We start from the raw sequence: 24,076 nt of genomic DNA on the forward strand, positions 1-24,076 counted from the left end.
GGGTTGGCGTTGGCGTTGGTGTGGGCGTCGGCGTTGGTGTGGGGGTCGGTGCGGGTGCTGGCGCAGGGGTTGGCGTGGGTGTCGGCACCACGGCGGTGGTCTGGGTGCTGGTCCCTTGCGGCGAGCAGCCGCCGATGATCAGCGCGGACGCGAGCAATCTGGCTTTCGATGTCATTGCCACTCCAACGTCTCCACCGCGACGCGCCAACGGCCATCCGCTGCGCGACTCGGGCTCCGATATGTTGTGAATCCCCAATCGCGTTAGGCACGACGATTGTTGCGGGCGTATGAAAGCCGTTTGTGCGCGGCTTTCGGCTGTCGCGCGGGCCTCGGCGTTCTAGAACACCGCCTTCACCAGCGCGGCAAAGGCGCGCGCGCGGTGGTTGTTTGCCTGTTTTTCCTCGAACGGCATTTCGGCAAAGGTGCGCGTGTCGCCGAACGGCACGAACATCGGGTCATAGCCGAAACCTGCGGCGCCGCGCGGCGGCCAGTTCAGCGTGCCGTCGATCCGCCCTTCGAACCATTCGACATGGCCGTCGGGCCAGGCAAGCGCGAGCGTCGAGACGAAGGTCGCCGCGCGGCTGGCATCGGGGCCGAGCGCCGTCAGCTTCTCGTGCACCCGCGTCATCGCCAGCATCCAGTCGCGGCTGCCATCGGCGGTTTCGGCCCAGTTGGCCGTGTAGACGCCCGGATCGCCGCCGAGCGCTTCGACGCACAGCCCGCTGTCATCGGCGAGCGCAGGCAGGCCCGAGAGATCAGCAGCGGAACGCGCCTTCAGCTCGGCATTGGCGACAAAGGTCGTGCCGGTTTCCTCGGGCTCGGGCAGGTCGAGCTCGCCCGCCGCGATCGTCGTCATGCCGTAAGGCGCGAGCAGCGCGGTGATCTCGCGCACTTTCCCCGCATTATGCGTCGCGATCACCAGCTTGCCGGGCACCAGCTTGCGGATCGCCTGCGGCGGCACCTCGGTCATGCGACGGCGCGGGCTTGCGCGGCAAAAATGTCGGCGCAGCCGATGCGCGCGAGGCGGAGCAGGCGGAGCAGGCCTTCCTCGTCATAGGTCGCGCCTTCGGCGGTCGCCTGCGCCTCGGCGATGTTACCGTTTTCGAGCAGCACGAAATTGGCGTCGGCGTCGGCGGTCGAATCCTCGTCGTAATCGAGGTCGAGCACCGGCGTGCCCTGCCAGATGCCGCAGCTGATCGCCGCGACCTTTTGGCTGAGCGGGTCGGCGGTGAGCTTGCCCTCGCGGAGCAGCCCGTCGATCGCGAGCCGCAGCGCCACCCATGCGCCCGAAATGCTGGCGGTGCGGGTGCCGCCATCGGCCTGGATCACGTCGCAATCGAGCGTGATCTGGCGCTCGCCGAGCAGCTTCAGGTCAGTGACGGCGCGCAGGCTGCGACCGATCAGCCGCTGGATTTCCTGCGTGCGGCCCGATTGCTTGCCCTTGGCCGCCTCGCGATTGCCGCGGGTGTGCGTGGCGCGGGGGAGCATGCCATATTCGGCGGTCACCCAGCCTTCGCCCTTGCCGCGCAGGAAGGGCGGCACGCGCTCCTCGACGCTGGCGGTGACCAGCACCTTGGTGTCGCCGAAGCCGATCAGCACCGACCCTTCGGCATGTTTGGTGAAGCGCGGCTCGATGCTGATCGAGCGCATCTGGTCGGGGGCGCGGCCGGAGGGGCGCATGTCGGTCTCCTGTGAATGACTGGCCTCGCCTTAGAGGATCGGCGGCGGCGCGCAACGCTTGTCGCCACCGCGCCGAGACCATAGCTATAACGCCATGAGCCCACCGATCGTCGAACTGAGCGACCGCGCGCGCGACGTGTTTCGGATCGTTGTCGAAAGCTATCTTGAATCGGGTGCGCCGATCGGGTCGCGGACCATAGCCAAATTGTCGGGTCTCAACTTGTCGCCCGCGTCGATCCGCAACGTGATGCAGGATCTGGAGGAACTCGGCTTGCTCGCCGCCCCCCACACCAGCGCCGGCCGGATGCCGACGGATACTGGCTTGCGGCTGTTCGTCGACGGGATGATGCACGCGCTCGAGCCATCGCCCGAGGAACGCGCGACGATCGCCGCGCGGTTGGCGCAGGCCGGACCGGTCGAGGAAGCGATCGCGGCGACGACTGCCGCGCTGTCCGGGCTGTCGGCCTGTGCCGGCCTCGTCTTCGTGCCCAAGCGCGAAGTGGTGTTGCGCCAGCTGGCGTTTGTGCCGCTGTCGGGGACGCAGGCGCTCGCGGTGCTGGTCGCCGAGGATGGCTCGGTCGAAAACCGCGTCGTCGATCTGCCGCCCGGCACCAGCGTGTCGGCACTGACCGAGGCCGCCAATTACGTCAGCGCGATGCTCTCTGGCCTGACGCTCGCCGAGGCGCGGGCACGGCTCGACCGCGAGATTGCGGCGGAGCGGGCGGCGCTCGACGGGGCGGCGCGCGCGTTGGTCGAAGCCGGGCTTGCGGTGTGGAGCGAGGATGGCGAGCGACGCCCGGTGCTGATCGTGCGCGGGCAGGCGCGACTGATCGATGCCGCCGCTGCCGCCGACCTCGACCGCGTGCGCGATCTGCTCGACGACCTTGAAGGCAAGCAGGAAATTGCCCAATTGCTCGATCGCGCGCGCGATGGCGACGCGACCCGGATTTTCATCGGCGCGGAGAACAACCTCTTCGCGCTGTCGGGATCGTCGGTGATCGCGCGGCCGTTCCACGGCGTCGACGGGCGCGTCGTCGGCGTGGTCGGGGTGATCGGGCCGACACGGTTGAACTATGCGCGCATTGTGCCAATGGTGGATTTCACCGCTGCCACGCTTGCGCGCCTGATGCAGTAACGGGGATTTGTGACGACATGACCGAAGACGACAATCTGGCCGCGGCGGAAACCGCTGGCAGCCCCTTTGCCGAGCAGGCCGCCGCCGATCGCGCGGGCGACGCCGATGCCGAAGCGGCGCAGGCGCGCCTCGCCGCGCTCGAAGCCGAACTCGCCGAGGCCAAGCAGGCCGTGCTCTATGCCGCTGCCGAAGCGCAGAACGTCCGCCGCCGTGCCGAAAAGGAAGCGATCGATGCGCGCGCCTATGCCGTCACCGGTTTCGCGCGCGATCTGCTGTCGGTCGCCGATAATCTCGAACGCGGACTGGCGGCGATCCCAGCGGAAATGCGTGCCGACGACAAGATGAAGGGCCTCGTCGCGGGTCTCGAAGCCACCGGCCGCGAGCTCGAAGCGGTGTTCCAGCGCCACGGCATCGCCAAGGTGAAGGCGATGGGCGAAAAGCTCGATCCCAATTGGCACCAGGCAATGATGGAAGTGCCGAGCGACGCTGAACCCGGCACGATCGTGCAGGAAATGCAGGCGGGCTATTCGCTGAAGGACCGGCTGCTGCGTCCGGCGCTGGTCGGCGTGGCGAAAGCGGGGTGACTCTCAACCCCAACCTCACCGAGGCGCGCGCGTCCTACGTGACGCATCTCGAATGTTCGATGACGGGCGAGCGCTATGAGGCCGACCAGCTGCATGGGCTGAGCAAGGTCGGGCGGCCTTTGCTCGTGCGCTATGATCTCGCGGCGATCCGGGCCGCGTTGCCGCGCGCGCTCGTCGAGGCGCGGCCGACCGATCTGTGGCGCTGGCGCGAATTGCTGCCGGTACGCGACCCCGCCAACATCGTCAGCCTGGGCGAGATCGAGACGCCGCTGGTGCCGGTGCCCGCGTCGGGCGGGTCGCGCGTGGTCGTGAAGGACGAGGGGCGGCTGCCGACGGGGTCGTTCAAGGCGCGCGGGCTGGTGATGGCGGTCAGCATGGCCAAGGCGCTCGGGGTCACCAAGATCGCGATGCCGACCAACGGCAATGCCGGGGCGGCGCTCGCGGCCTATGCGACGCGCTGCGGCATCGAGACGGTGGTGCTCTGCCCTGACGACACGCCCGAGATCAACGTGCGCGAGATCGCGCTGCAGGGTGCGCGCGTCTACCGCGTCAATGGCCTCATCGACGATTGCGGCGCGATCGTCGGGAAGGGCGCGGCGCAGGGGCTGTGGTTCGATTTCTCGACGCTCAAGGAGCCGTACCGGATCGAGGGCAAGAAGACGATGGGGCTCGAGCTGGCCGCGCAGTTCGGCTGGCAGCTGCCCGATGCGATCTTCTACCCGACCGGCGGCGGCACCGGGCTGATCGGCATGTGGAAAGCATTTGACGAGCTCGAAGCGCTCGGCTGGATTGGCCCCACGCGGCCCAAGATGTTCGCGGTGCAGGCGAGCGGCTGCGCGCCGATCGTCAAGGCCTTCGATGACGGTGTCGAGCACGCCGAACGCTGGGAAGGCGCACACACGATCGCCAGTGGCATCCGCGTGCCAAGGGCGGTCGGCGATTTCCTGATCCTGCGCGCGGTGCGTGAGAGCGGCGGCATCGCGATGGCGGTGGATGACGATGCGATCGAAGCGGCGGTTGTCGACTGCGCAGCGAAGGACGGGTTGCTGCTGTGTCCCGAGGGCGGCGCGACGCTCGCGGCCTATCACGCGGCGCGCGCGCGTGGGCTCGTGGGAGCGGACGACAAGGTGGTGCTGTTCAACTGCGCGACCGGGCTGAAATATCCGATGCCCGACCAGTCGAAGACGCTCGATCGGCACGCGGAGATCGATCTGGCGGGGTTGTAGACCGACCGGTGGGAACCATTAAACCCCTCCCCTAAAGGGGAGGGGCTGAGTAAGCCCGCTACCCCAGCACCTCCGCCACCAGATCCTTGCGGCTCAGCTTGCCGATCATCGTCTTGGGCATCGTCAGCCGCACCACGACTTCGTCGACCCGCTCATGCTTCCCCAGCTGGGGGTTGAGCCACGCGCAAAGCGTCTCGCCGGTTTCGGTCGCGCCCTCGTTGAGCGTCACATAAGCGCGCGGGTGTTCGCCGCGATAGGTATCGGGGATGCCGATGACGAGCGCCTCTTTCACCGCCGGGTGGGTGTAGAGCACGGCTTCGATCTGGCTGGGGAAGACCTTGAAGCCGCCGACCGCGATCATGTCCTTCAGCCGGTCGACGATGCGTACAAAGCCGTCGGCGTCGATCGTGCCGACATCGCCGGTGCGCAGCCAGCGCGTTCCCTCGGCATCGGTTACGAACACTTCGGCGTCAGCCTCGGGCCGCTGCCAATAGCCCTTCATGATCTGCGGGCCGGCGACGATGATCTCGCCGGGCTCGCCCTCGGGTGCAGGCTTCGACGGGTCTTCCTTGTCGACCAGCCTGATCCGCGTGGCCGGCACCGGCTGGCCGATCGTGCCGGGCTTGCCCTCGGCTTCATAAGGATTGGCCGAGACCACGCCCGAGCTTTCGGACAGGCCATAGCCTTCGATCAGGGTCGATCCGGTGACGCGCTCAAAGCGGGTCTTGAGTTCGCTCGGCAGTGGCGCGCCGCCCGAAATGCAGGCGCGCAAATGGCTGAAATCGGTCTTGCCGATCGCCGGATTGTCGAGCAGCGCCTGATACATGGTCGGGACGCCGGGAACCGCAGTCACTTTCGATCGGCTGATCGCGGCGAGTGCCTGCGCCGCGTTGAAGCGCGGCAGCATGACAATGCAGCCACCGCTCAGCACGGTGCGGTTGAGCACGCAGGTGTTGGCGAAGACATGGAACAACGGCAGCGCGCCGAGGATACGGTCGGGCATGCCGGGTTGCGGATCGATCGCATGCACCTGGCGCGCATTGGCCGACAGATTCTGGTGCGTCAGCATCGCGCCCTTGGGCGTGCCAGTGGTGCCGCCGGTATATTGGATCAGCGCGACATCGTTTTCGGGATCGATTTTCGCGGTGGCGTGGCGACCGTCATTGGCGATCAGCCTGGAAAAAGCGATGATCCGCGCGTCGTCGGGCTTCGCCGCGATGTCCTTCCGGCTGAACCAGCGGTAGAGCACCGACTTGGCGGCGGGCAGCGCGCCCGCCACCGATCCCACTACCAGCCGCTCGAGCGCGCTGTCGCTCAGCACCTTGAGCGCGGTCGGCAACAGCGCGGTGGCCGAAATCGTGAACAGCATCCGCGTGCCCGAATCCGCCACCTGATGCGCGAGCTCGGCAGGCGTGTAGAGCGGCGAGAAATTCACTACCGTCGCGCCCAGCTTCAGAATGCCGTAATAGGCGGCGAGGTAGTGCGGCACATTGGGCAGGAACAGCCCGATCCGGTCGCCCGGCCCATAGCCGAGCGCTGACAGCCCCGCCGCAACGCGGTTCGCGCCGTCGAGCGTTTCGGCATAGCTGTAATGCCGCCCCAGGAAATCGATCAGCGGTGCACGGCCATGGTCGGCGGCGGCGCGATCGAACAGGTCAACCATCGACAGTGGCGGCAGCGCCATCTCCCATGTGCCGGGGTGACGATAGGCAGCGCGCCAGACGGCTTCGGGATCATGCATGGTCAATCGTGTAGGCAAGCCCGGCGGGGCGTGCAAGGCAGCTCAGCCGACGCGCTTGGCCGTCCAGGTAATCAGCAGCGAGAAGGCCATCACGCCAACGTCGATGGCGGCGGTCACTTGCCGCGGCGCGGGGTCGCCCGCCTGATGCATGATCACGCGGACATCGGCCGACGGGTGCCGCAAGGTCGTAACCGCCAGCAGCAGCAAGGCAAAGGCAACAATGGCAGTGCGGCGCTTGGCCATCTCATCCCTCCGATGAAGATTTACCATAGCTGCTGCGCTCGCGCCGGACAAGCGCGCAACGAGCGAAACACGCCGCCGTCGCCGGGTGGTATCCGGCGACGGCGCGTGCGCGTTACTTGGCCTCGATCGGCTCGGCCTTGCCCTTTTTCTTGGGCTTTTTGGGCGCAGCCGGCGTGATTTCGAATGCCAGCGCGCCGTCCTTCAGCTTGACCGTCACTTCGCCGCCATGGACGAGCTTGCCGAACAGCAGTTCCTCAGCAAGCGGCTGCTTGACCTTTTCCTGGATCAGCCGCCCCATCGGCCGTGCGCCATAGAGCTTGTCATAGCCCTTGGCCGTCAGCCAGCTCTTGGCATCCTCGTCGAGCTTGATGTGGACGCCGCGGTCGGCAAGCTGCAGTTCGAGCTGGAGGATGAACTTCTCCACCACCCGCGCGACGACTTCGGGCGGCAGATAGCCGAACGGCACGATCGCATCCAAACGGTTGCGGAACTCGGGCGTGAACATCTTCTGCACCGCCTGCTCGTCCTCGCCCTCGCGGGTGAGGTTGCCGAAGCCGACCGTTTCGCGCGCCATGTCGCTGGCACCGGCATTGGTCGTCATGATCAGGATGACGTTGCGGAAATCGACGCTCTTGCCGTGCTGGTCGGTCAGGCGGCCATTGTCCATCACCTGCAGCAGGATGTTGAACAGATCGGGGTGCGCCTTTTCGATTTCGTCGAGCAGCAGCACCGAATGCGGCTGCTGGTCGACGGCGTCGGTAAGCAGCCCGCCCTGATCGAAACCGACATAGCCCGGGGGCGCGCCGATCAACCGGCTGACCGAGTGGCGCTCCATGTATTCGCTCATGTCGAAGCGCTGGAGCGGGATACCCATGATCGACGCGAGCTGGCGCGCGACTTCGGTCTTGCCGACACCGGTCGGGCCGGTGAACAGATAGTTGCCGATCGGCTTGTCGGGATCGCGCAGGCCTGCGCGTGACAGCTTGATCGCCGAGGCGAGCTTTTCGATCGCGGCATTCTGGCCGAACACAACGCGCTTCAGATCGGCCTCGAGCGTTGCGAGCGCCTTGGTGTCGTCGGTCGACACCGATTTGGGCGGGATGCGTGCCATTGTCGCGATCACAGCCTCGATCTCCTTGGCGGTGATCGTGCGCTTGCGGCGGCTTGGCGGCACCAGCATCTGCATCGCGCCGACTTCGTCGATCACGTCGATCGCCTTGTCGGGCAGCTTGCGGTCGTTGATGTACCGCGCCGACAGTTCGACCGCCGACTTGATCGCGTCGGGGGTGTATTTGACCTTGTGATGATCCTCGAACGCGGTGCGCAGGCCAGCCAGGATCTTGACCGTATCCTCGATCGTCGGCTCGTTGACGTCGATCTTCTGGAACCGGCGCAGCAGCGCCCGATCCTTTTCGAAATGGTTGCGGAATTCCTTGTAGGTGGTCGAGCCGATGCAGCGGATCGTGCCGCCTGACAGCGCGGGCTTGAGCAGGTTCGACGCATCCATCGCGCCGCCGCTAGTGGCGCCAGCGCCGATCACGGTGTGGATTTCGTCGATGAACAGGATCGCGTCGGGCAGCTTTTCGAGTTCGTTGACGACGGCCTTAAGCCGTTCCTCAAAATCGCCGCGATAGCGCGTGCCGGCGAGCAGCGCGCCCATGTCGAGCGAATAGATGACGGCGGGCTTCAATACGTCGGGCACATCGCCCTCGACGATCTTGCGCGCGAGACCCTCGGCAATCGCGGTCTTGCCGACGCCGGGATCACCGACATAGAGCGGGTTGTTCTTGCTGCGGCGGCACAGGATCTGCACCGTGCGATCGACTTCGGCGGTGCGGCCGATCAGCGGATCGACCTTGCCGCGCTTGGCCTTTTCGTTCAGGTCGACCGTGAACTGCTTGAGCGCGCTCTCGCTCTTGCCCTTTTCGCTTTGCTTGGCGGGCTTTTCCTCCTCGGCGCCTTTGGGTGTCGAGGGTTCGGGCGTCGTCGCGCCCTTGCCGACGCCGTGGCTGATGAAGCTGACGGCATCGAGGCGGCTCATGTCCTGCTGCTGCAGGAAATAGACCGCATAGCTTTCGCGCTCGCTGAACAGCGCGACGAGCACGTTCGCGCCGGTCACTTCGTCGCGGCCCGACGACTGGACGTGCAGGATCGCGCGCTGGACGACGCGCTGGAAACCGCTGGTCGGCGACGGATCGGTCGCCTGCGCCACTTTCAGCGCTTCGAGTTCGGTGTCGAGATAATGGGCGACGGTGCGTTTCAGCTCGCCGAGGTCGACGCCGCACGCGGTCATCACCTTCGAGGCATGCTCGTCGTCGATCAGGGCGAGCAGCAAATGCTCGAGAGTCGCATATTCATGGCGCCGGGTGGACGCAGCTTCGAGCGCCTTGTGGAGCGTGGTCTCGAGAGCGGAAGCAAAGGACGGCATCAACTTACTCCTTGGGACCGCGACCGATGCGCGGGCCAGCCGATCCTATGTCGGAAGGCTGGCGTCTGGCATCAAGCACTTGAAATCGAGTTTCCGCCACACAGCGCCGAGGCGAGCCGGCGCTCACCGCTTGAACAGCTGGTCGGCAATGGCGCGGTGGCTGACCGCGCGCGTCATGTGGGACTTGGTGCGCTCGATCTCCGCTTCCAGCGCGGCGATGCGGGCTTCGAGTTCGCGCACGGACAAAGGATCGAGGTCCTGCTTGCCCAGCAGTCCCACCGGATCGCCAGCGCGAGGCGGCGGTGCGATGTCGTCGGTGTCCATCTTTGTCGATGGTCTCGCTTGCGCGAAGGCGAGTCAATGGGCTCACGCCTCATTTGAACGCGAATTCGGCACCCCAATGCGCCATGCAGGCGACATCGGCGGCAGAATTGCTGCTGACTTTGCTGCCCGCCCGCGGCTAAGAAGCATTCTGGGGGACGAGATGACGGCTATACCCGAAACAATGCTCGCGATCGACCCGGTGACGCCCTGCGATGCCGATGCGCTGGTGCCGGTCGAGCGGCCCGTGCCGACGCCCGGCCCGGGCGACGTGCTGATCCGGGTCGCCGCCGCCGGGGTCAACCGCCCCGACGTGCTTCAGCGCCGGGGCATGTACCCGATGCCGCCGGGCGCGCCGTCGATCCTGGGCCTTGAAGTGGCGGGCACGATCGTCGCGGTCGGCGAAGGCGTCGAGCCCGACCAGATCGGCCAGCCGGTATGCGCGCTGCTCGGCGGCGGTGGCTATGCCGAGTTTGTCGCAGCGCCGATCGGCCAGTGCCTGCCGGTGCCCGAAGCGCTGACGATGGTCGAGGCGGCTGCGATCCCGGAAACGCTTTTCACGGTCTGGACCAACTTGTTCGAGCGCGCTTATGCGGTCGAAGGCGACACGGTGCTGGTCCATGGCGGTACCAGCGGCATCGGCACGATGGCGATCGCGCTCGGCGGGCTGTTCGGCCTCACCGTGATCGTGACGGCAGGGACGGACGAAAAATGCGCCGCCGCGCTGAAGCTGGGCGCCGCGCATGCAATCAATTACCGGACCGAGGATTTTGTCGCGCGCGTGCGCGAGATTACCGGCGGGCAGGGGTGCCAGGCAGTGCTCGACATGGTCGGCGGTGATTATGTGCCGCGCAATCTCCAGTGCCTTGCCGATGACGGGCGCCATGTGTCGATTGCGGTGCAGGCGGGGCTGACCGCGACGATCCCGATCTTCGACGTGATGCGGCGGCGACTGACGCTGACGGGGTCGACGCTGCGCCCGCGTGACGTGTCGTTCAAGACGATGGTCGCCGACGAACTCGCGCGCATGGTGTGGCCCTGTGTTGCCGAAGGGCGGCTGAAACCCGTGATCGACACGACCTTCCCGCTGGCCGAAGCAGGCGCCGCCCATGCGCGGATGGAAGGCGGCGATCATGTGGGCAAGATCGTGCTGACGGTCGGAGCCGGTAAATGACATACATCCTCCACGAATATGCCCCGTCGGGGAACTGCTACAAAATCCGGTTGACCGCGGCGCACCTCGGCACCCCGATCGAGCGGCGGGGCTATGACATCATGGCGGGTGAGACGCGTACGCCCGAATTCCTGCGCAATGTGAATGCGAATGGTCGCATCCCGGTGCTCCAGGTCGGCGACAAGTTTTTGCCCGAAAGCAATGCCGCCTGCGTCTATCTCGCCCATGGTTCGCCGCTGATTCCGGGCGACCGGTTCGATCACGCCGACATGCTGCGCTGGATGTTCTGGGAGCAGTATAACCACGAACCCAATATCGCGACCTTGCGCTTCTGGCTGGCGTTTGTCGGCGCCGACAATCTGAGCGACGCGCAGAAGGGCCAGTTGGCGGCGAAGCAAGTCGCGGGCATGGCCGCGCTGAAGCTGATGGACGACCAGCTCGCGAAGACGCCGTTTCTCGTCGGCGATACGCTGACGCTCGCCGACATCGTGCTCTACGCCTATACGCACGTCGCCGAAGAAGGCGGTGCGTTCTCGCTGGCGCCCTATGCCAACGTCGTCGCATGGCTGGCGCGAGTGGCGGCGCAGCCGGGGCATATCGCCATCGCCGATTAAGGTCGCGGCATCGCCATCGGGGGCCGTCGGCTCGGTCGCCGACGGTTGATGACATCAGGGCCGCGGTGGTGCGTCATGCGGTGCGCCGAGCATGTTGCCCGCCAGCCGGATCAGCGTCGCGCGATCCTCCGGCAGCAGCAGCGACAACATGGCGCGGCAGTTTTCACGCTGGATTTGCAAGAGCCGGTCGACCAGGGCAACCCCTTCGGGGGCCAGCGAAATAAGTACGCTGCGACGGTCCGCATCGCTTGGTCGGCGCTGAATCAGTCCGCGACGGGCCAATCGGTCGAGCGCGGAGGAAATCGTCGAATCGGGCGCTCCTAGCTCGGCAGCCAGTGCGCGCACCGGCTGCGCATCCCCTGGCTTGAGATGCGTGAGCAGACCGATGTCGTTGTGATGCAGATCGGCATAGACGCTGTCAGCCAGCAGGCCCGGCTCAAGCTTGAACCGCCGCAGCAGCCCGGTGACGCCAGCGAGGAAGGCGTCAACCTGCGCTTCGTCCACGGGAAGTCGTGTGTCGCCCATGGCGCGACCTAATCCACCCGATGGCAAGCCTGCAAGCGCCCGTTGACCAATACTCCGAATGTCGGATAATACGACTATCGGTATTTCCGATTTTCGTTGAAGAAGGAGTGGGCATGCGACGCTTGATCACCGCGCTATTCATGTTGGGGACCACCGGATCGGCGGAGGCGGCGCGCTGTGGCACCGGTGCCAACACGAAGAGTCCACCGCCCGTGCCGCTGCCGGTTGATCGGCTGGTGGCGCATGTCGAGACGATCCGGATCAAGGCGCCGCTTGCGACGGTGCTGGCCTCGGCGGAGGCTGCGCGGCTGGAAGATGCGATCCCGCGGCAAAAGGGCTTGCCATATGTGACCGGCACCCGCGCCCTAACACCTGGCGCCTTCGACTATGCCGGCGCGCGCCGCATTGTCTGCCTCTCGGATGGCTCAACCCTGACCGAGCAATTGCTTGAAACCCGGAAGACAGCATCGGAAGCGCGGTTCCGCTATATAGTTTGGAACTATACATCCGCGACAGCGCGGCCGGTCCGCTACGGCGTCGGCGAATTTGTGCGGACAGCATTGCCGAGGGGTGAAACCGACGTCCGCTGGACCTATGCCTTCAAGATGGATCGCACGCGCTTTCCGGGATTTCTTGGCTTTGTCGGCGACTGGCTGTTTCGCTGGTCTTTTCTCGATGCCGATTACGCGCAGATGATGCGTGCGACGCTTGCGGCGGGCAAGCGCGATGCCGAAACGCTGGCAAATGCAGGCAAGCAGTGACGGGCCGGGAGGCCGAGCGACAGCCTCCTTGAGCAGTCGCGCAACAACGATTCAAACTGTAACACAAACCCGGCATAGCGGTCCGATCAACCAAGTTCCGCGTGCAGGAAAATCGCATGAAGGTCGCACAAGTCGTTGATGCCGGACTGGGAGAACTCGCCGATTTCGCCCAGTCCAACCCGACAATTCCCGAGCGCCAGGTGACCGAGCGGCGCAAATATCGCACGATCTGGATTTCGGACATCCACCTCGGCACGCGCGGCTGCAATGCCGAAATGCTGATCGACTTCCTCGATCATGTCGACAGCGAGACGATGTATCTGGTCGGCGACATCATCGATGGCTGGCGGCTGAAGAAGAAATTCTACTGGCCCGCCGCGCACAATGACATCGTCTGGCGGCTGCTGAAGCGGGCCAAGCGCGGCACGCGGATGATCTACATCCCCGGCAATCACGACGAAATTTTCCGGCAGTTTTCGGGCCTTGATTTCGGCGGCGTCGCGATCCGGCGCAAGGCGATCCACGAAACCGCCGACGGGCGCCGGTTGCTGGTGCTCCACGGCGACGAGTTCGACGCGATCACGCTGGCGCACAAGTGGCTCGCGCATGTCGGCGATTTCGCCTATAATGCGCTGATGACCGCCAATGTCTGGGTCAACGGCGTTCGCCGCGCGTTCAACATGCCGTATTGGTCGCTGTCGAAGCATGCCAAGGCACGGGTCAAGAACGCGGTCGAATTCATCTCCAATTATGAGGAGGTGGTGGCGCAGGCAGCGGGCGCGCGTGGTGTCGACGGGGTCGTGTGCGGCCACATCCACACCGCCGAGTTCCGCACGATCGGCGGGGTCGAATATTATAACGACGGCGATTGGGTGGAAGGCTGCACCGCGCTGGTCGAACATTTTGATGGCCGGATGGAGATTTTGCACTGGGCCGACGAAATGGCGGTACGCGCGCTCGCCGAGCGCGAGCGCGCCGCGCCCCTCTCCGATTTGCCCGCACTGGCGGCATAGTGCGGATCGCGATCGTCACCGACGCTTGGAGTCCCCAGGTGAACGGCGTCGTCCGCACGCTCCAGTCGGTGCGCGCCGAACTCGAGCGGCAGGGACATGAAGTGCTCGTGATCTCGCCTGAGCGCTTCTATTCGCTGCCGTGCCCAACCTATCCCGAAATCCGGCTCGCCTTTGCGCGCACCGCCGCGGTCGGCAAGATGCTCGCCGATTTTCGCCCGAACGCGATCCATCTCGCGACCGAAGGGCCGGTGTGTCTCGCCGCACGACGCTGGTGCCTTGCGCGGCGGTTTCCGTTCACCACCGCCTATCACACGCAATTCCCCGATTATGTGTCGGCGCGGATCGGCATCGATCCGGGCTGGATCTGGCGTTACATCACTTGGTTCCACTGGCCCGCGCAGGCCGTGCTCGCCTCAACCCCGTCGATTGCCGAGACGTTGCGCCAGCATGGCCTGACCAAGATCCGCCATTGGGGACGCGGCGTCGATTTGTCGACTTTCGGCCCCGAGGTAACGCCCGACCCGGCGATCCGCAGCCTGCCCGGCCCGATCCAGCTCTATGTCGGGCGGGTCGCGATCGAAAAGAATATCGAGGCATTTCTCGACAGCGACCATTCCGGCACCAAGGTGATTGTGGGAGATGGCCCCGCGCGCGCCTCGCTGGAGGCAAAATATCCACAGGCGCATTTCCTGGGGCCGAAGTTCTGCGCCGATCTCGCCGCTGCCTATGCCGCCGCCGATGTGTTCGTCTTCCCGAGCAAGACCGACACCTTCGGGCTGGTGATGATCGAAGCGCTGGCGTCGGGCGTGCCGGTCGCGGCCTTCCCGGTGACCGGGCCAGTTGACGTGCTGAAGCCCGGCGTCGGCGTGATGGACGAAGACCTGACCGCCGCGATTGCCGCTGCGCTGAAGCTCGATCGCGCGGCCTGCGCCGATTACGGCAAGAGCTTCACCTGGGAAGCGAGCGCGCGGCAATTCCTCGAAGCGCTCGCCCCGGTCGGGCTGGAAAGCGAGCGGCAGGCGGCTTGAGGACGCTGCGCCGGGTCGTTGCCTGGTTGGTGCTGGCGGCGGGACTGTTAACGGCCTTCATGGTGTGGCAAGCGACTGCCGATCCGGTCGTGCGGCGGCTGACGCTCAATCTGCCAGACTGGCCCGCCGGCACGCCGCCGATGCGGCTGGTGCTGATCAGCGACCTGCATGTCGCGGGCCCCGAGACGCCGCCGGCGCGGCTGGCGCGTGTGGTCGGGCAGGTCAATGCGATCCACCCCGATCTCGTGCTGATCGCGGGCGATTTCGTGACCGAGAAGCGGACAGCGACGAAGCTTTACGGTGCCGATGCGGCGATTGCGCCGCTGGCGGCGCTGCGGCCAAAGCTCGGCACGATCGCGGTGATGGGCAATCACGACCATTGGCTGAACAGCCGTGACGTCCATGCGGCATTGGCGAAGGCGCGGATCACCGTGCTCGACAATCGCGCCGTGCGGGTCGGCCCGCTGGCGATTGGTGGCGTCGATGATGCGTTCACCAGGCACGCCGATGTCGCGGGCACGGTCGCGGCGCTGGAGCGTATCGGCGGGGTGCCGATCGTGCTGAGCCACAGCCCCGACATTTTTCCGCAGATTCCCGGCAGCGTACCGCTGACGCTGGCGGGCCATACGCACTGCGGCCAGATCGTACTGCCGCTGTTTGGCCCGGTCGCCACCGCGTCGCGCTATGGCGAGCGTTATCGCTGCGGCGCCGTTGAGGAGGGCGGCAAGCGGCTGATCGTGACTGCCGGCATCGGCACAAGCATCCTGCCGTTTCGGCTGGGGGCGCCAGCGGATTTGTGGGTAATCGAAGTCGGCGGACGCCGATAGCCTCGGCTTCAGGCACACGCGCCTTGCCTCTCGGGGGCATCCGCATTAAGTCCATAGCGTGACAGGCCATCCCGCAAGGGGTGGCCCTTATTGTTTCCAATGGAGTTTCCCGCATGGCCCAGCCGCTCATGCCGCACGCGACCGCCAGCTGGCTGGTCGACAATACCGCGCTCAGCTTCGAACAGATCGCCGAATTCTGCGGTCTGCACATCCTTGAAGTGCAGGCAATTGCCGATGATACCGCCGCGACCAAGCTGACCGGCCGCGATCCGGTGCGCGCGCACGAACTGACGCAGGAAGAGATCGAGAAGGGCCAGGCCGATCCGTCCTATGTCCTGAAGATGTCGAAGGGCCCCGAGCAGGTCCGCCGCACCAAGGGGCCGCGCTACACGCCGGTGTCGAAGCGGCAGGACAAGCCCGACGGCATTGCCTGGATCATCCGCAATCACTCCGAGATTTCGGACGGCGCGATCAGCAACCTGATCGGCACCACCCGCACGACGATCGCAGCGATCCGCGACCGCAGCCACTGGAACATCGCCAACATCGTCCCGAAAGACCCGGTGACGCTTGGCCTATGCTCGCAGCGCGAACTCGACGCAATCGTTGCCAAGGCAGCGAAGGCGGCAGGGATCGAAGCACCCGTTGACAACAAGCTTGAAGGCGATCGTGCCGCGCTGATCCAGTCGCTGCGCAACGAACGCGAGCAGGCGGCGCGCGATGCCGAGGGCGGCGACGCCGCGCTGCTGCCCGGCGGTCTGCAAGACCCGTTCAAGCGCGCCTGATCCGGCGGTGACGCGCCGCGCCGACGCGCCGCTGATGCTCGACGGCAGTTTCGTGCCGACCAGCCATCGCGGGCTGACCTATCCGTTCGGCCATGTCGGGCCCGAACCGCAGCAAGTGCTGACGGTGGCGGATGGGCTGCGCTGGGTGCGGCTGGTGGTGCCGGGGCCGCTGAAGCACATCAATTGCTGGCTGATCGACGACACCGATGCGGCCGGGCCGGGGGTTGCGCTGGTCGATACCGGCATGAACCTCGATGCGACGCGCGCCGACTGGAAAGCGATGTTCGCCGACGGCGGCGCGCTGGCGGGGGTGCGGCTGACGCGCGTGATCGGCACGCATTTCCATCCCGACCACATTGGCTTGGCCGGCTGGATGTGCGCGCACCACGGATGCCCGCTGGAGATGACGCGCGGCGAGTGGCTGACTGCGCGGATGCTCGCGGCCGATGCGCGCGATGCCGTGCCCGACGAGATGATTGCCTTCTGGCGCGGCGCGGGCTGGGACGATGAGGCGATCGAGCGCGGCACCGCGCGGGGATGGTCGGGCTTTCGCCGGATCATCACGCCGCTGCCGCTCGGCTATCGGCGGCTGGTCGATGGCCAGGTGCTGACGATCGGCGGGCGTACGTGGCAGATCGTCGTCGGCAGCGGCCACAGCCCCGAGCATGCCTGCCTGCTCGATGCCGAGCGCGGCATCCTGATTTCGGGCGATCAGGTGCTGCCCCGCATCAGTTCCAACATTTCGCTCGGCGTGACCGAGCCTGAGGGCGATCCGCTGGGCGACTGGCTGGCGTCGATCGCCAAGCTGCGGCAACTGCCCGCCGATCTGACGGTGCTGCCATCACATGGCGACATCTTCACCGGGCTGCACCAGCGGCTCGATGCGCTCGACCGCGAGCATCGCGACCGCCTCGACGAGCTCGAAGTGTTCATCGGCGCCGCGCCGCGCCGGTCGGTCGACTGTTTCGGGCGGTTGTTCCGCCGCGCGATCGGGCCGGAGTTGCTTGGCATGGCGACGGGTGAGTCGCTCGCGCATTTGCGCCGCCTCGAAGTCGAAGGCCGCGCGGTGAAGGATGTGGTCGACGGGGTCTGGTGGTACCGCAAGGCGGCTTGACTCGCGCGGCCTTTCGTTCTCCATTCGTTCACATCAGTGGAGGTGAGTCGCGATGACCCTGACTTTCTACACCAACCCGATGTCGCGCGGACGGATCGCGCGCTGGATGCTCGAAGAGACGGGCGCCGATTATGAAACGGTCGTGCTCGACTATGCCTCGTCAATGAAGGCCGAGGATTATCTCGCGATCAACCCGATGGGGAAAGTGCCCGCGATCGTGCATGACGGACACGTCGTCACCGAATGCGCGGCGATCTGCGCCTATCTGGCCGATGCGTTTCCCGATGCGGGCCTTGCGCCGCCGGTTGACCAGCGCGCGGCCTATTACCGCTGGCTGTTCTTCGCCGCCGGGCCGGTCGAGCAGGCAGTGACGATGAAGGCGATTGCGGTCGATCCGCCCCCCGAGAAATCGGGAATGCTCGGCTTCGGCAGCTTCGACAAGATGGTCGATGTGCTTGAGGCAGCCGTGTCGGCCACCCCCTATGTCGCGGGCGAGGCGTTCAGCGCCGCCGATGTCTATGTCGGGTCGCAGATTGCCTGGGGCACCCAGTTCGGCACGCTGCCCAAGCGCGACGGCTTCACGGCCTATCTGGGCCGCATCCTCGCGCGCCCGGCCTATGCACGCGCAAACGCGAAGGACGACGCGTTGATTGCAGCGGCGAACGCGCCGGTCGACGCCTAACCCTTCGGTCGGTCCTGCGCGCGGCGCGCGGGGAGCGCTGCCATCACCGCCGCGCGCCATGCCGGGGTGGCGCTGGCCCACTGCGCGATTTCGTCGAGCGTGCGCGCGCAGCCGGTACAGCGCCGGGTCGCGGGATCGATCGCACAGATATTGACGCAAGGACTGGCGATCATTTCCGGTTCTGTCGATGATGCGCCTTCGCCGGGCGGCATTTTGCTAGCCGAGTGTTGGCCGGAGGAAATCGGGGAAGGGGCCGTCCCAATTGTCCTCGCCGACGGGCTTGCCGCGCTCGGCCGGCCCCGCTGGTGCCTCGCTGCGCGGACGAGGCGCAGGAGGCGTTGCTGATCGCGCCGGAGGGGCGGGCGCCACAGCGCGTGCTTCTTCCGCTGGTATCTCGCCAGCCTCGGCGCGCTTGCCGCCACGACGGCTGCGCTTCGGGCGCTCGTCGGCGCGGTCGTCGCGGCTGTCATCGGGCGTTTCGGGAGCCTTCTTGGCTTTCGCCCGCGGCTTGGTCGGCGCGCTGTCGTCCGACGGTTCGGCGGCACCGATGCGCTCGATCGTCTGGCCGGTCAGCTTTTCGATATTGGCAATGTTCTCGGCGTCGTCAGGGGTAATGAGCGTGAAGGCGATGCCGGTCGCGCCTGCGCGGCCCGTGCGGCCGATGCGGTGGACATAATCATCGGGATGCCACGGCGCGTCATAATTGAAGACATGGCTGACGCCCTTGATGTCGAGTCCGCGCGCGGCGACGTCGGACGCGACGAGGATGTTGATGTCGCCCGACTTGAACCGGTCGAGTTCGGCGATCCGTTCGGATTGCTCCATGTCGCCATGGATTTCGCCCGACCGCATCCCTTCGCGCTTCAGGATCTTGTTGAGATCGCGCACCGTCGTCTTGCGGTTGCAGAAGATGATCGCGGTGCGGACATCGTCGCCGAGCAGCCCGATCAGCCGGTCGCGCTTCCTGGTCGCGCTGACAGGCACCAGATATTGCTTGATGTTGGTGTTGGTCGTCGCCGGGCGGGCAACCTCGATCGTCTTGGGATTCTCAAGGAACTTGTCGGCCAGCTTCTTGATCGGCGGTGGCATCGTCGCCGAAAACAGCAGGGTCTGGCGCTGTTTCGGCAGCTTGGTGCAGATTTCCTCGATATCGGGGATGAACCCCATGTCGAGCATCCGGTCGGCCTCGTCGATCACCAGCAGCGAACAGCCGTTGAGCATGATCTTGCCGCGCCCGAACAGGTCCATCAGCCGCCCCGGCGTCGCGATCAGCACATCGACGCCCTTTTCGAGCGCGGCGAGCTGGTCCCCCATCGAGACGCCGCCGATGAGCAGTGCCATCGAAAGCTTGTGATATTTGCCGTATTTCTCAAAATTCTCGGCGACCTGCGCGGCAAGCTCGCGGGTCGGCTCGAGGATCAGCGAGCGCGGCATCCGCGCGCGGCTGCGGCCGTGGGCAAGGATGTCGATCATCGGCAGCACGAAGCTGGCGGTCTTGCCGGTGCCGGTCTGGGCAATGCCGATGATGTCGCGCATCATCAGCACGGACGGAATCGCGTTCGCCTGAATAGGCGTGGGTTCAGTATAGCCCGATTCAGTGACCGCGCGCAAAAGTTCGTCGGAAAGGCCGAGATCGGCAAATGTCATAATGTGTCCGGAAATACCCGGCCATTGCCGGGGAAACATGGGGCAGCGCTTGCGGATTCCACGGCGCTTGTCAAGGTTTCGGCCCGGTTACCGCTTGGGCACGAGCCGCTTGAACGCGCGGATTTCGCAGGCCGCGCCGGATCGCGAACGGACCGCGTCGCGCCGCGCGCAGACCCGGCCATCGGCGGCGGGCTTGATGTAGAAGCCCGAATAGAAATCGATCGCCGGGCATTTGTCACCGAGCAGCGCGCGCAGCCGGCGCCCATCGCTGAAGTAAAGATCGACGCTGCCGTTGTTCGTGAACGCCGCGCCGGCAATCCCGTCGAGCAAAGTACAGCGATCGGCACGCTTTTCGCGCCATTCGATCGGCTTGACCGGGGCTAGTCGCGGCACGCGGATTACCAATCGCTGGCGAATGGTGAGTTGCGACAGCTGCTGGCCTTCGCCCGGGTCGCCGAGCAGCGCCATTGCCAGGAAAGTGATCGCCGGAATCATGATGGCATATCGGCATAGCCGGGCCGCTTGAACAACCGATGAATTGGCGCGGCGCCCGCCACATGATAGCGCGGTCGCCATGACCGAGCCGCAAAACGCCCTGATCACCGTCGTCCGCGCGCGCTTCGGCGCCAAAGCGGTGATCGTCGATCCGCACGACGTCGCGCCGTGGCTCAGCGACTGGCGCGGGCGCTATCACGGGCGCGCAGCTGCGATCCTTGCGCCTGGCTCGACCGAGGAAGTGGCAGCGATCGTCGGGCTGGCGCATGACGCGGGCGTCGCGCTGGTGCCGCAGGGCGGGAATACCTCAATGGTCGGCGGCGCGACGCCGCCCGCCGATGGCAGTGCGCTCATCCTGTCGACGCGGCGCCTGAACCGCATCCGTTCGGTCGATGCCGACGCGGGGCTGGCGATTGCCGAAGCCGGTGTGATTCTCGCCGATCTGCATGCCGCAGCGCTCGCGGTGGGACGGCGCTTCCCGCTAACGCTTGGCGCGCGCGGCTCAGCGACGATCGGCGGACTGGTGTCGACCAATGCCGGCGGCACGCAGGTGCTGCGCTTCGGGACGATGCGTTCGCTGGTTGCGGGAGTCGAGGCCGTGCTGCCCGACGGATCTGTGCACGACGGGCTTGCCGCGCTGAAAAAGGACAATCGCGGCTATGACCTGAAGGAACTGCTGGTCGGTGCCGAGGGGACGCTGGGCATCGTGACCGCCGCCACGCTGCGGCTGGTCCCGGCCGTTGCGGCGCGCGCGGTTGCTTGGTGCGGTCTGGCGAGCCCGGCCGATGCGCTGGCGTTGCTGCGGCACATGGAAGCGAAGACCAATACGGTCGAAAGCTTCGAAATCGTGCCGCAGGTGTCGCTCGATCTGGTGCTGCGCCACATTCCGGGCACGCGCGCGCCGCTCGGCGGCGTCCATCCGTGGCACGTGCTGATCGAGGCGACCGCTGCCGACGGTGCCGCCGAAGTGCCGACGGCACTGTTCGAACGCCTGCTCGCGCCCGCGCTCGCCGATGGCATGGTCGCCGATGCCGTGATCGCCGCCAGCGAAGCGCAGGCCGATGCCTTCTGGAAACTGCGCGATTCGATTTCGGAAGCCGAGCGCGCCAACGGCCCGGCGGTCCAGCACGACATTTCGGTACCGGTCGAGGCCATGCCGCGCTTCATGGTCGAGGCAGCGGCGGCGTGCGAGGCGCGCTTCCCCGGCACCAGCGCGAGCGGCTTCGGGCATCTGGGCGACGGCAATGTCCATTTTCACGTCCGCGCGCCCGCGGGTGTCGATGGCGAGCGCTGGTATGCCGAGGAAGCGCCGCGAATCACGCCCTTCGTCAACGATCTGGTGATCGCGGCGGGCGGATCGATTTCGGCCGAACACGGCATCGGCCAGATGAAGCTCGGCGAACTCGAGCGCTTGTCGAGCCCGGCGCGGCTGGCGGCGCTGCGCGCGATCAAGGCGGCGTTCGATCCCGGGGCGTTGATGAACCCCGGCAAGCTCGTCGCGCTTGCACCCGCGCGCGCCGCGCCATAAGGCCTGCGACTCGTAGGGCCCGGGGGGACTTGGCCTTTCGTTCTGATGGAGATTTTTCGATGGCCAGCGCGCCCAAACCGCTTCCGCTTTTCTACAACGGCCTCGAGCCGCTTTCGAGCCAGCTGCACGCCGATTACCGCGCCAAGCCGCAGGACAAGGCACCTTTCCTTGTCAACCAGCATGCGATTCCGATCACGGTCGACGAATTTGCCCTCGCCCAGCGCTTCATGCCGATCGTGTTTTCGAGCGGTGACGATCCCATCCCGCTCGCGCTGATGGGCCTGAACGAAGGCGTCAATGTCTTCGTCGATGCCGAAGGTGCACTGCTCGACAATACGCTGTACGTGCCGGCCTATATCCGCCGCTATCCGTACATGCTTGCGCGGCTGACGCCCGATGCGCAGGAATTGTCGCTGTGCTTCGATCCGACCTATGACGCGATCGGCAAGCTCGACGAAGGCGAAGCGCTGTTCGCCGATGGCCAGCCGACCGAGTTCACCAAGAACGTCCTCCAGTTCAACGAAATGTTCGAACAGGCCGGTGCCCGCACGCAGGCGTTCATGACCGAGCTGAAGGACAGCGGCCTGCTGATGGACGGCGAAGTGACGATCCAGCCGCAGGGCGTCGACAAGCCCTTCGTCTATCGCGGCTTCCAGATGGTCGACGAAACCAAGCTCGTCGATCTGCGCGGCGACGCTTTGCGCAAGATGTCGCAGTCGGGCATGCTGCCGCTGCTCTATGCCCACCTGTTCTCGCTGGCGCTGATGCGCGAAATTTTCGAACGGCAGGTCACTCAGGGCAAGATGCCGGTGCCGGAACTGACGGTAAACTGAGCCTTTTCGTGCAAAATCCGGTCCGGCCGTGAAAGCGGCCGAGCCCGGGTTGAACCGGTTGACTGTCTTTCCTATATCGTTGTGGCGCGGCTCGTGTCCCCCCCTTTCGCGGGCCCGCGCGGCGTGGCTTTCAGCCATGCCCTCCCTGAACCTTGGCCACCTCGTGCTTCGTGCACGAGGTGGTTTTTTATTGGCGCGGCTATTTGTGGACGCCTATTCGGCTGCGACCGGCAGTGGCACCGCGCGCGCCTCATCGGCCAGTGCGGCGAACATCCGCCGCAACAGCCGCGCGCAGGCGGCGAGCCCGGGACCTGGCCGGTCGCTCATCGCATCGAGATAGAGTTGCCGGTCGACTTCGATCTGCACGGCATGGATTGCGCGATCGGGCGCAGCGTGGACATCAAGGATATGGCCGCCGGCATAGGGCGTGTTGAGTGCATGCGCGATCCCGGCGGCGTCGGCTTCGGCCTCGATCCGGTTGACGAAGCGCGCGGCGGCGCTGCGCCCGAACCGGTCGCCGAACACGATCTGCGCAGCCTCGCCTCTGCGGCCGAGCGGCGGCATCGAATGAAGATCGACAAGCACTGCCGTGCCGAAGCGCGCGCGCGCCGCCGCCAGCGCCTGACCGAGCGCGGCGTGATAAGGCCGGTGGTGCTGCGCGATCCGCGCCTCGACATCGCGCGCGCGCAGTCGGCTGCGCCAGATGTCGTCGATTGTGCCGACGCGGCGCGGCACCAGCCCCAGGCCACTGCGCAGCTTGAGCGACGGCGCCGGCTGGCGGCGCGGGTCGGCGCCGTCATCGATCATCGGGTCGCGCTCATGCTCGCCGCGGTTGAGGTCGATCCACGCGCGCGGGGTGCGCTGGATCAACATCACTTCGTCGCCATGCGCGGCGCGCGCGAGCGAATCGACATGCCGGTCTTCCAGCGCCACCAGTTCGGCGATCCGCACTCGCACCGCCGCTGCCATTGCGGCGGGATAGTCGCGCCCGCCATGCGGCACCGACACGACCAACGGGCTGGTCGGGATGACCGGACCAAGCCGGTCGAAGCTGGGGCCGGGGTCTGCCATCGTCCTACGGGCTTAGGCGAGCGACCGGCGCCCGGCAATCGCTGTGCCTGTGCTGGAAAATATTAAAGGCTTCGCGCATAAGATGCGAACAGAAGGGACGCGAACCGGCGATGATACGAATCCTGCTTGCCGAAGATGATCGGGTGATGCGCGAATATCTGACCCGCGCGCTCGAACGGTCGGGCTATGCGGTTTCCGCGGTCGACCGTGGGACGGCGGCAATCCCGCTGCTCGAATCGGAGCCGTTCGATCTGCTGCTGACCGACATCGTGATGCCCGAGATGGACGGCATCGAGCTTGCGCAAAAGGCCGGCGAAATGTGCCCCGATCTGCGCGTGATGTTCATTACCGGCTTTGCTGCGGTCACGCTGAAGGCCGGCAAGACAATGCCGCAGGCGCGCGTGCTGTCGAAGCCGTTTCATCTGCGCGATCTGGTGCTGGAGGTCGACCGGCTGTTCGAGATGGAAAGCATCACCGGACGGCATTGAGGGTTGCAAGCTTGAAGGGCGCCGGTTATGGCGCGCTTCCCGTGGGCGTGTAGCTCAGTGGTAGAGCACTGTGTTGACATCGCAGGGGTCGCAAGTTCAATCCTTGCCACGCCCACCATTAAAGGCCCGCCTG

27 protein-coding genes and 1 tRNA gene are annotated in these 24,076 nt (G+C 66.0%); 17 read left to right on the top strand and 11 right to left on the bottom strand.

Translation table 11 applies throughout. The features are described from left to right. The coding region (locus AX672_RS18815; protein WP_231731135.1) for a hypothetical protein at positions 1-248 on the top strand (248 nt) is incomplete at its 5' end. An 89-nt stretch (positions 249-337) separates the two neighbouring features. Here AX672_RS18815 and rdgB read toward each other — a convergent pair. Both rdgB and rph read right to left on the bottom strand, forming a co-directional pair. Further along, on the bottom strand, positions 338-970 hold the full coding sequence (gene rdgB / locus AX672_RS03090; protein WP_066648091.1) for an RdgB/HAM1 family non-canonical purine NTP pyrophosphatase: 633 nt from the start codon (positions 968-970) through the stop codon (positions 338-340). Beyond that, the gene (rph, locus tag AX672_RS03095; protein ID WP_066648094.1) at positions 967-1,680 is read right to left on the bottom strand and encodes a ribonuclease PH; all 714 of its coding nucleotides are present in this window, start codon (positions 1,678-1,680) and stop codon (positions 967-969) included. Before rph ends, rdgB begins: the two co-directional genes overlap by 4 nt. A 94-nt stretch (positions 1,681-1,774) precedes the next feature. On the opposite strand from rph, the gene hrcA reads away from it, so the two are divergent. Genes hrcA through AX672_RS03110 form a run of 3 tightly spaced genes read left to right on the top strand, consistent with a single transcriptional unit; the run spans position 1,775 to position 4,625 of the window. Further along, a complete protein-coding gene (gene hrcA, locus AX672_RS03100; protein WP_066648097.1) occupies positions 1,775-2,815 on the top strand; it encodes a heat-inducible transcriptional repressor HrcA in 1,041 nt (346 codons plus the stop codon). A gap of 17 nt (positions 2,816-2,832) precedes the next feature. After that, positions 2,833-3,399, top strand: a complete 567-nt coding sequence (grpE, locus tag AX672_RS03105; RefSeq protein ID WP_066648100.1) for a nucleotide exchange factor GrpE — start codon at positions 2,833-2,835, stop codon at positions 3,397-3,399. Next, entirely contained in the window at positions 3,396-4,625 is a 1,230-nt protein-coding gene (locus tag AX672_RS03110) for a threonine synthase (RefSeq protein ID WP_082730347.1), read from the top strand. Before grpE ends, AX672_RS03110 begins: the two co-directional genes overlap by 4 nt. A 58-nt stretch (positions 4,626-4,683) precedes the next feature. Here AX672_RS03110 and AX672_RS03115 read toward each other — a convergent pair whose 3' ends face one another. The 4 genes from AX672_RS03115 to AX672_RS03130 all read right to left on the bottom strand — a co-directional run bounded on the left by AX672_RS03115 (position 4,684) and on the right by AX672_RS03130 (position 9,361). Beyond that, on the bottom strand, positions 4,684-6,366 hold the full coding sequence (locus AX672_RS03115; protein ID WP_066648103.1) for a long-chain-fatty-acid--CoA ligase: 1,683 nt from the start codon (positions 6,364-6,366) through the stop codon (positions 4,684-4,686). A 42-nt stretch (positions 6,367-6,408) separates the two neighbouring features. Then, positions 6,409-6,609 (bottom strand): hypothetical protein, encoded by a 201-nt coding sequence (locus tag AX672_RS03120; RefSeq protein WP_231731136.1) that lies wholly within the window; start codon positions 6,607-6,609, stop codon positions 6,409-6,411. Positions 6,610-6,721: 112 nt separating this feature from the next. Then, a complete protein-coding gene (gene clpA, locus AX672_RS03125; RefSeq protein WP_066648106.1) occupies positions 6,722-9,037 on the bottom strand; it encodes an ATP-dependent Clp protease ATP-binding subunit ClpA in 2,316 nt (771 codons plus the stop codon). A gap of 123 nt (positions 9,038-9,160) precedes the next feature. Continuing rightward, on the bottom strand, positions 9,161-9,361 hold the full coding sequence (locus AX672_RS03130) for a DUF1192 domain-containing protein (RefSeq protein ID WP_066648109.1): 201 nt from the start codon (positions 9,359-9,361) through the stop codon (positions 9,161-9,163). Positions 9,362-9,521: 160 nt separating this feature from the next. Between AX672_RS03130 and AX672_RS03135 the strand changes: the two genes are divergently transcribed. Together AX672_RS03135 and AX672_RS03140 are read left to right on the top strand one after the other, a co-directional pair. Next, a complete protein-coding gene (locus AX672_RS03135) occupies positions 9,522-10,532 on the top strand; it encodes an NAD(P)H-quinone oxidoreductase (protein ID WP_202189220.1) in 1,011 nt (336 codons plus the stop codon). Next, positions 10,529-11,146, top strand: coding sequence for a glutathione S-transferase family protein (locus AX672_RS03140; RefSeq protein ID WP_066648114.1), 618 nt, complete (start codon positions 10,529-10,531; stop codon positions 11,144-11,146). The genes AX672_RS03135 and AX672_RS03140 overlap by 4 nt, the downstream gene beginning before the upstream one ends. Before the next feature lie 54 nt (positions 11,147-11,200). On the opposite strand, the gene AX672_RS03145 is transcribed toward AX672_RS03140, so the two are convergent. Continuing rightward, a complete protein-coding gene (locus tag AX672_RS03145) occupies positions 11,201-11,650 on the bottom strand; it encodes a MarR family winged helix-turn-helix transcriptional regulator (RefSeq protein WP_202189221.1) in 450 nt (149 codons plus the stop codon). Between the two features lie 134 nt (positions 11,651-11,784). Here AX672_RS03145 and AX672_RS03150 point away from each other — a divergent pair, with 134 nt between their 5' ends. From AX672_RS03150 to AX672_RS03180, 7 genes are all read left to right on the top strand, one after another. Next, a complete protein-coding gene (locus AX672_RS03150; protein WP_066648117.1) occupies positions 11,785-12,432 on the top strand; it encodes a hypothetical protein in 648 nt (215 codons plus the stop codon). 116 nt (positions 12,433-12,548) lie between these two features. Beyond that, positions 12,549-13,445 carry a UDP-2,3-diacylglucosamine diphosphatase gene (locus tag AX672_RS03155; RefSeq protein WP_066648272.1) on the top strand — a complete coding sequence of 299 codons (897 nt, stop codon included), beginning with the start codon at positions 12,549-12,551 and terminating at the stop codon, positions 13,443-13,445. Beyond that, the gene (locus tag AX672_RS03160; protein ID WP_066648118.1) at positions 13,445-14,473 is read left to right on the top strand and encodes a glycosyltransferase family 4 protein; all 1,029 of its coding nucleotides are present in this window, start codon (positions 13,445-13,447) and stop codon (positions 14,471-14,473) included. The genes AX672_RS03155 and AX672_RS03160 overlap by 1 nt, the downstream gene beginning before the upstream one ends. Then, positions 14,470-15,300, top strand: a complete 831-nt coding sequence (locus AX672_RS03165; protein ID WP_231731137.1) for a metallophosphoesterase — start codon at positions 14,470-14,472, stop codon at positions 15,298-15,300. Before AX672_RS03160 ends, AX672_RS03165 begins: the two co-directional genes overlap by 4 nt. A 113-nt stretch (positions 15,301-15,413) precedes the next feature. Further along, positions 15,414-16,085 (top strand): DUF1013 domain-containing protein, encoded by a 672-nt coding sequence (locus tag AX672_RS03170; RefSeq protein ID WP_066648121.1) that lies wholly within the window; start codon positions 15,414-15,416, stop codon positions 16,083-16,085. Continuing rightward, positions 16,021-17,199, top strand: coding sequence for an MBL fold metallo-hydrolase (locus tag AX672_RS03175; RefSeq protein ID WP_331711163.1), 1,179 nt, complete (start codon positions 16,021-16,023; stop codon positions 17,197-17,199). Before AX672_RS03170 ends, AX672_RS03175 begins: the two co-directional genes overlap by 65 nt. Before the next feature lie 52 nt (positions 17,200-17,251). After that, positions 17,252-17,881: a glutathione S-transferase family protein gene (locus AX672_RS03180; protein WP_066648123.1), complete on the top strand. Its 630-nt coding sequence runs from the start codon at positions 17,252-17,254 to the stop codon at positions 17,879-17,881. Here AX672_RS03180 and AX672_RS03185 read toward each other — a convergent pair. The 3 genes from AX672_RS03185 to AX672_RS03195 form a co-directional block, all read right to left on the bottom strand. Next, on the bottom strand, positions 17,878-18,054 hold the full coding sequence (locus AX672_RS03185) for a DUF1289 domain-containing protein (protein WP_202189222.1): 177 nt from the start codon (positions 18,052-18,054) through the stop codon (positions 17,878-17,880). The two genes, AX672_RS03180 and AX672_RS03185, sit on opposite strands and share 4 nt — an antisense overlap. Positions 18,055-18,097: 43 nt before the next feature. Beyond that, entirely contained in the window at positions 18,098-19,528 is a 1,431-nt protein-coding gene (locus AX672_RS03190) for a DEAD/DEAH box helicase (RefSeq protein WP_066648127.1), read from the bottom strand. Between the two features lie 87 nt (positions 19,529-19,615). After that, positions 19,616-20,023, bottom strand: a complete 408-nt coding sequence (locus AX672_RS03195) for a hypothetical protein (RefSeq protein WP_066648130.1) — start codon at positions 20,021-20,023, stop codon at positions 19,616-19,618. Positions 20,024-20,102: 79 nt separating this feature from the next. Between AX672_RS03195 and AX672_RS03200 the strand changes: the two genes are divergently transcribed. Together AX672_RS03200 and AX672_RS03205 are read left to right on the top strand one after the other, a co-directional pair. Next, entirely contained in the window at positions 20,103-21,551 is a 1,449-nt protein-coding gene (locus AX672_RS03200) for an FAD-binding oxidoreductase (RefSeq protein ID WP_066648136.1), read from the top strand. Positions 21,552-21,610: 59 nt separating this feature from the next. Then, on the top strand, positions 21,611-22,384 hold the full coding sequence (locus AX672_RS03205; protein ID WP_066648139.1) for a SapC family protein: 774 nt from the start codon (positions 21,611-21,613) through the stop codon (positions 22,382-22,384). A gap of 213 nt (positions 22,385-22,597) precedes the next feature. Here the strand turns inward: AX672_RS03205 and AX672_RS03210 are convergent, their stop codons facing one another. Further along, complete coding sequence (locus tag AX672_RS03210) at positions 22,598-23,455, bottom strand: N-formylglutamate amidohydrolase (protein ID WP_066648141.1); 858 nt, start codon at positions 23,453-23,455, stop codon at positions 22,598-22,600. Between the two features lie 110 nt (positions 23,456-23,565). Between AX672_RS03210 and cpdR the strand changes: the two genes are divergently transcribed. Together cpdR and AX672_RS03220 are read left to right on the top strand one after the other, a co-directional pair. After that, on the top strand, positions 23,566-23,943 hold the full coding sequence (gene cpdR / locus AX672_RS03215) for a cell cycle two-component system response regulator CpdR (protein WP_066648145.1): 378 nt from the start codon (positions 23,566-23,568) through the stop codon (positions 23,941-23,943). Positions 23,944-23,986: 43 nt separating this feature from the next. Continuing rightward, a tRNA-Val gene (locus AX672_RS03220) sits at positions 23,987-24,061 on the top strand. Positions 24,062-24,076: the final 15 nt, after the last annotated feature.

Source organism: Sphingomonas sp. CCH10-B3 (assembly GCF_001556185.1).
In the GTDB taxonomy this organism is placed as follows: Bacteria; Pseudomonadota; Alphaproteobacteria; order Sphingomonadales; family Sphingomonadaceae; genus Sphingomonas; species Sphingomonas aquatica.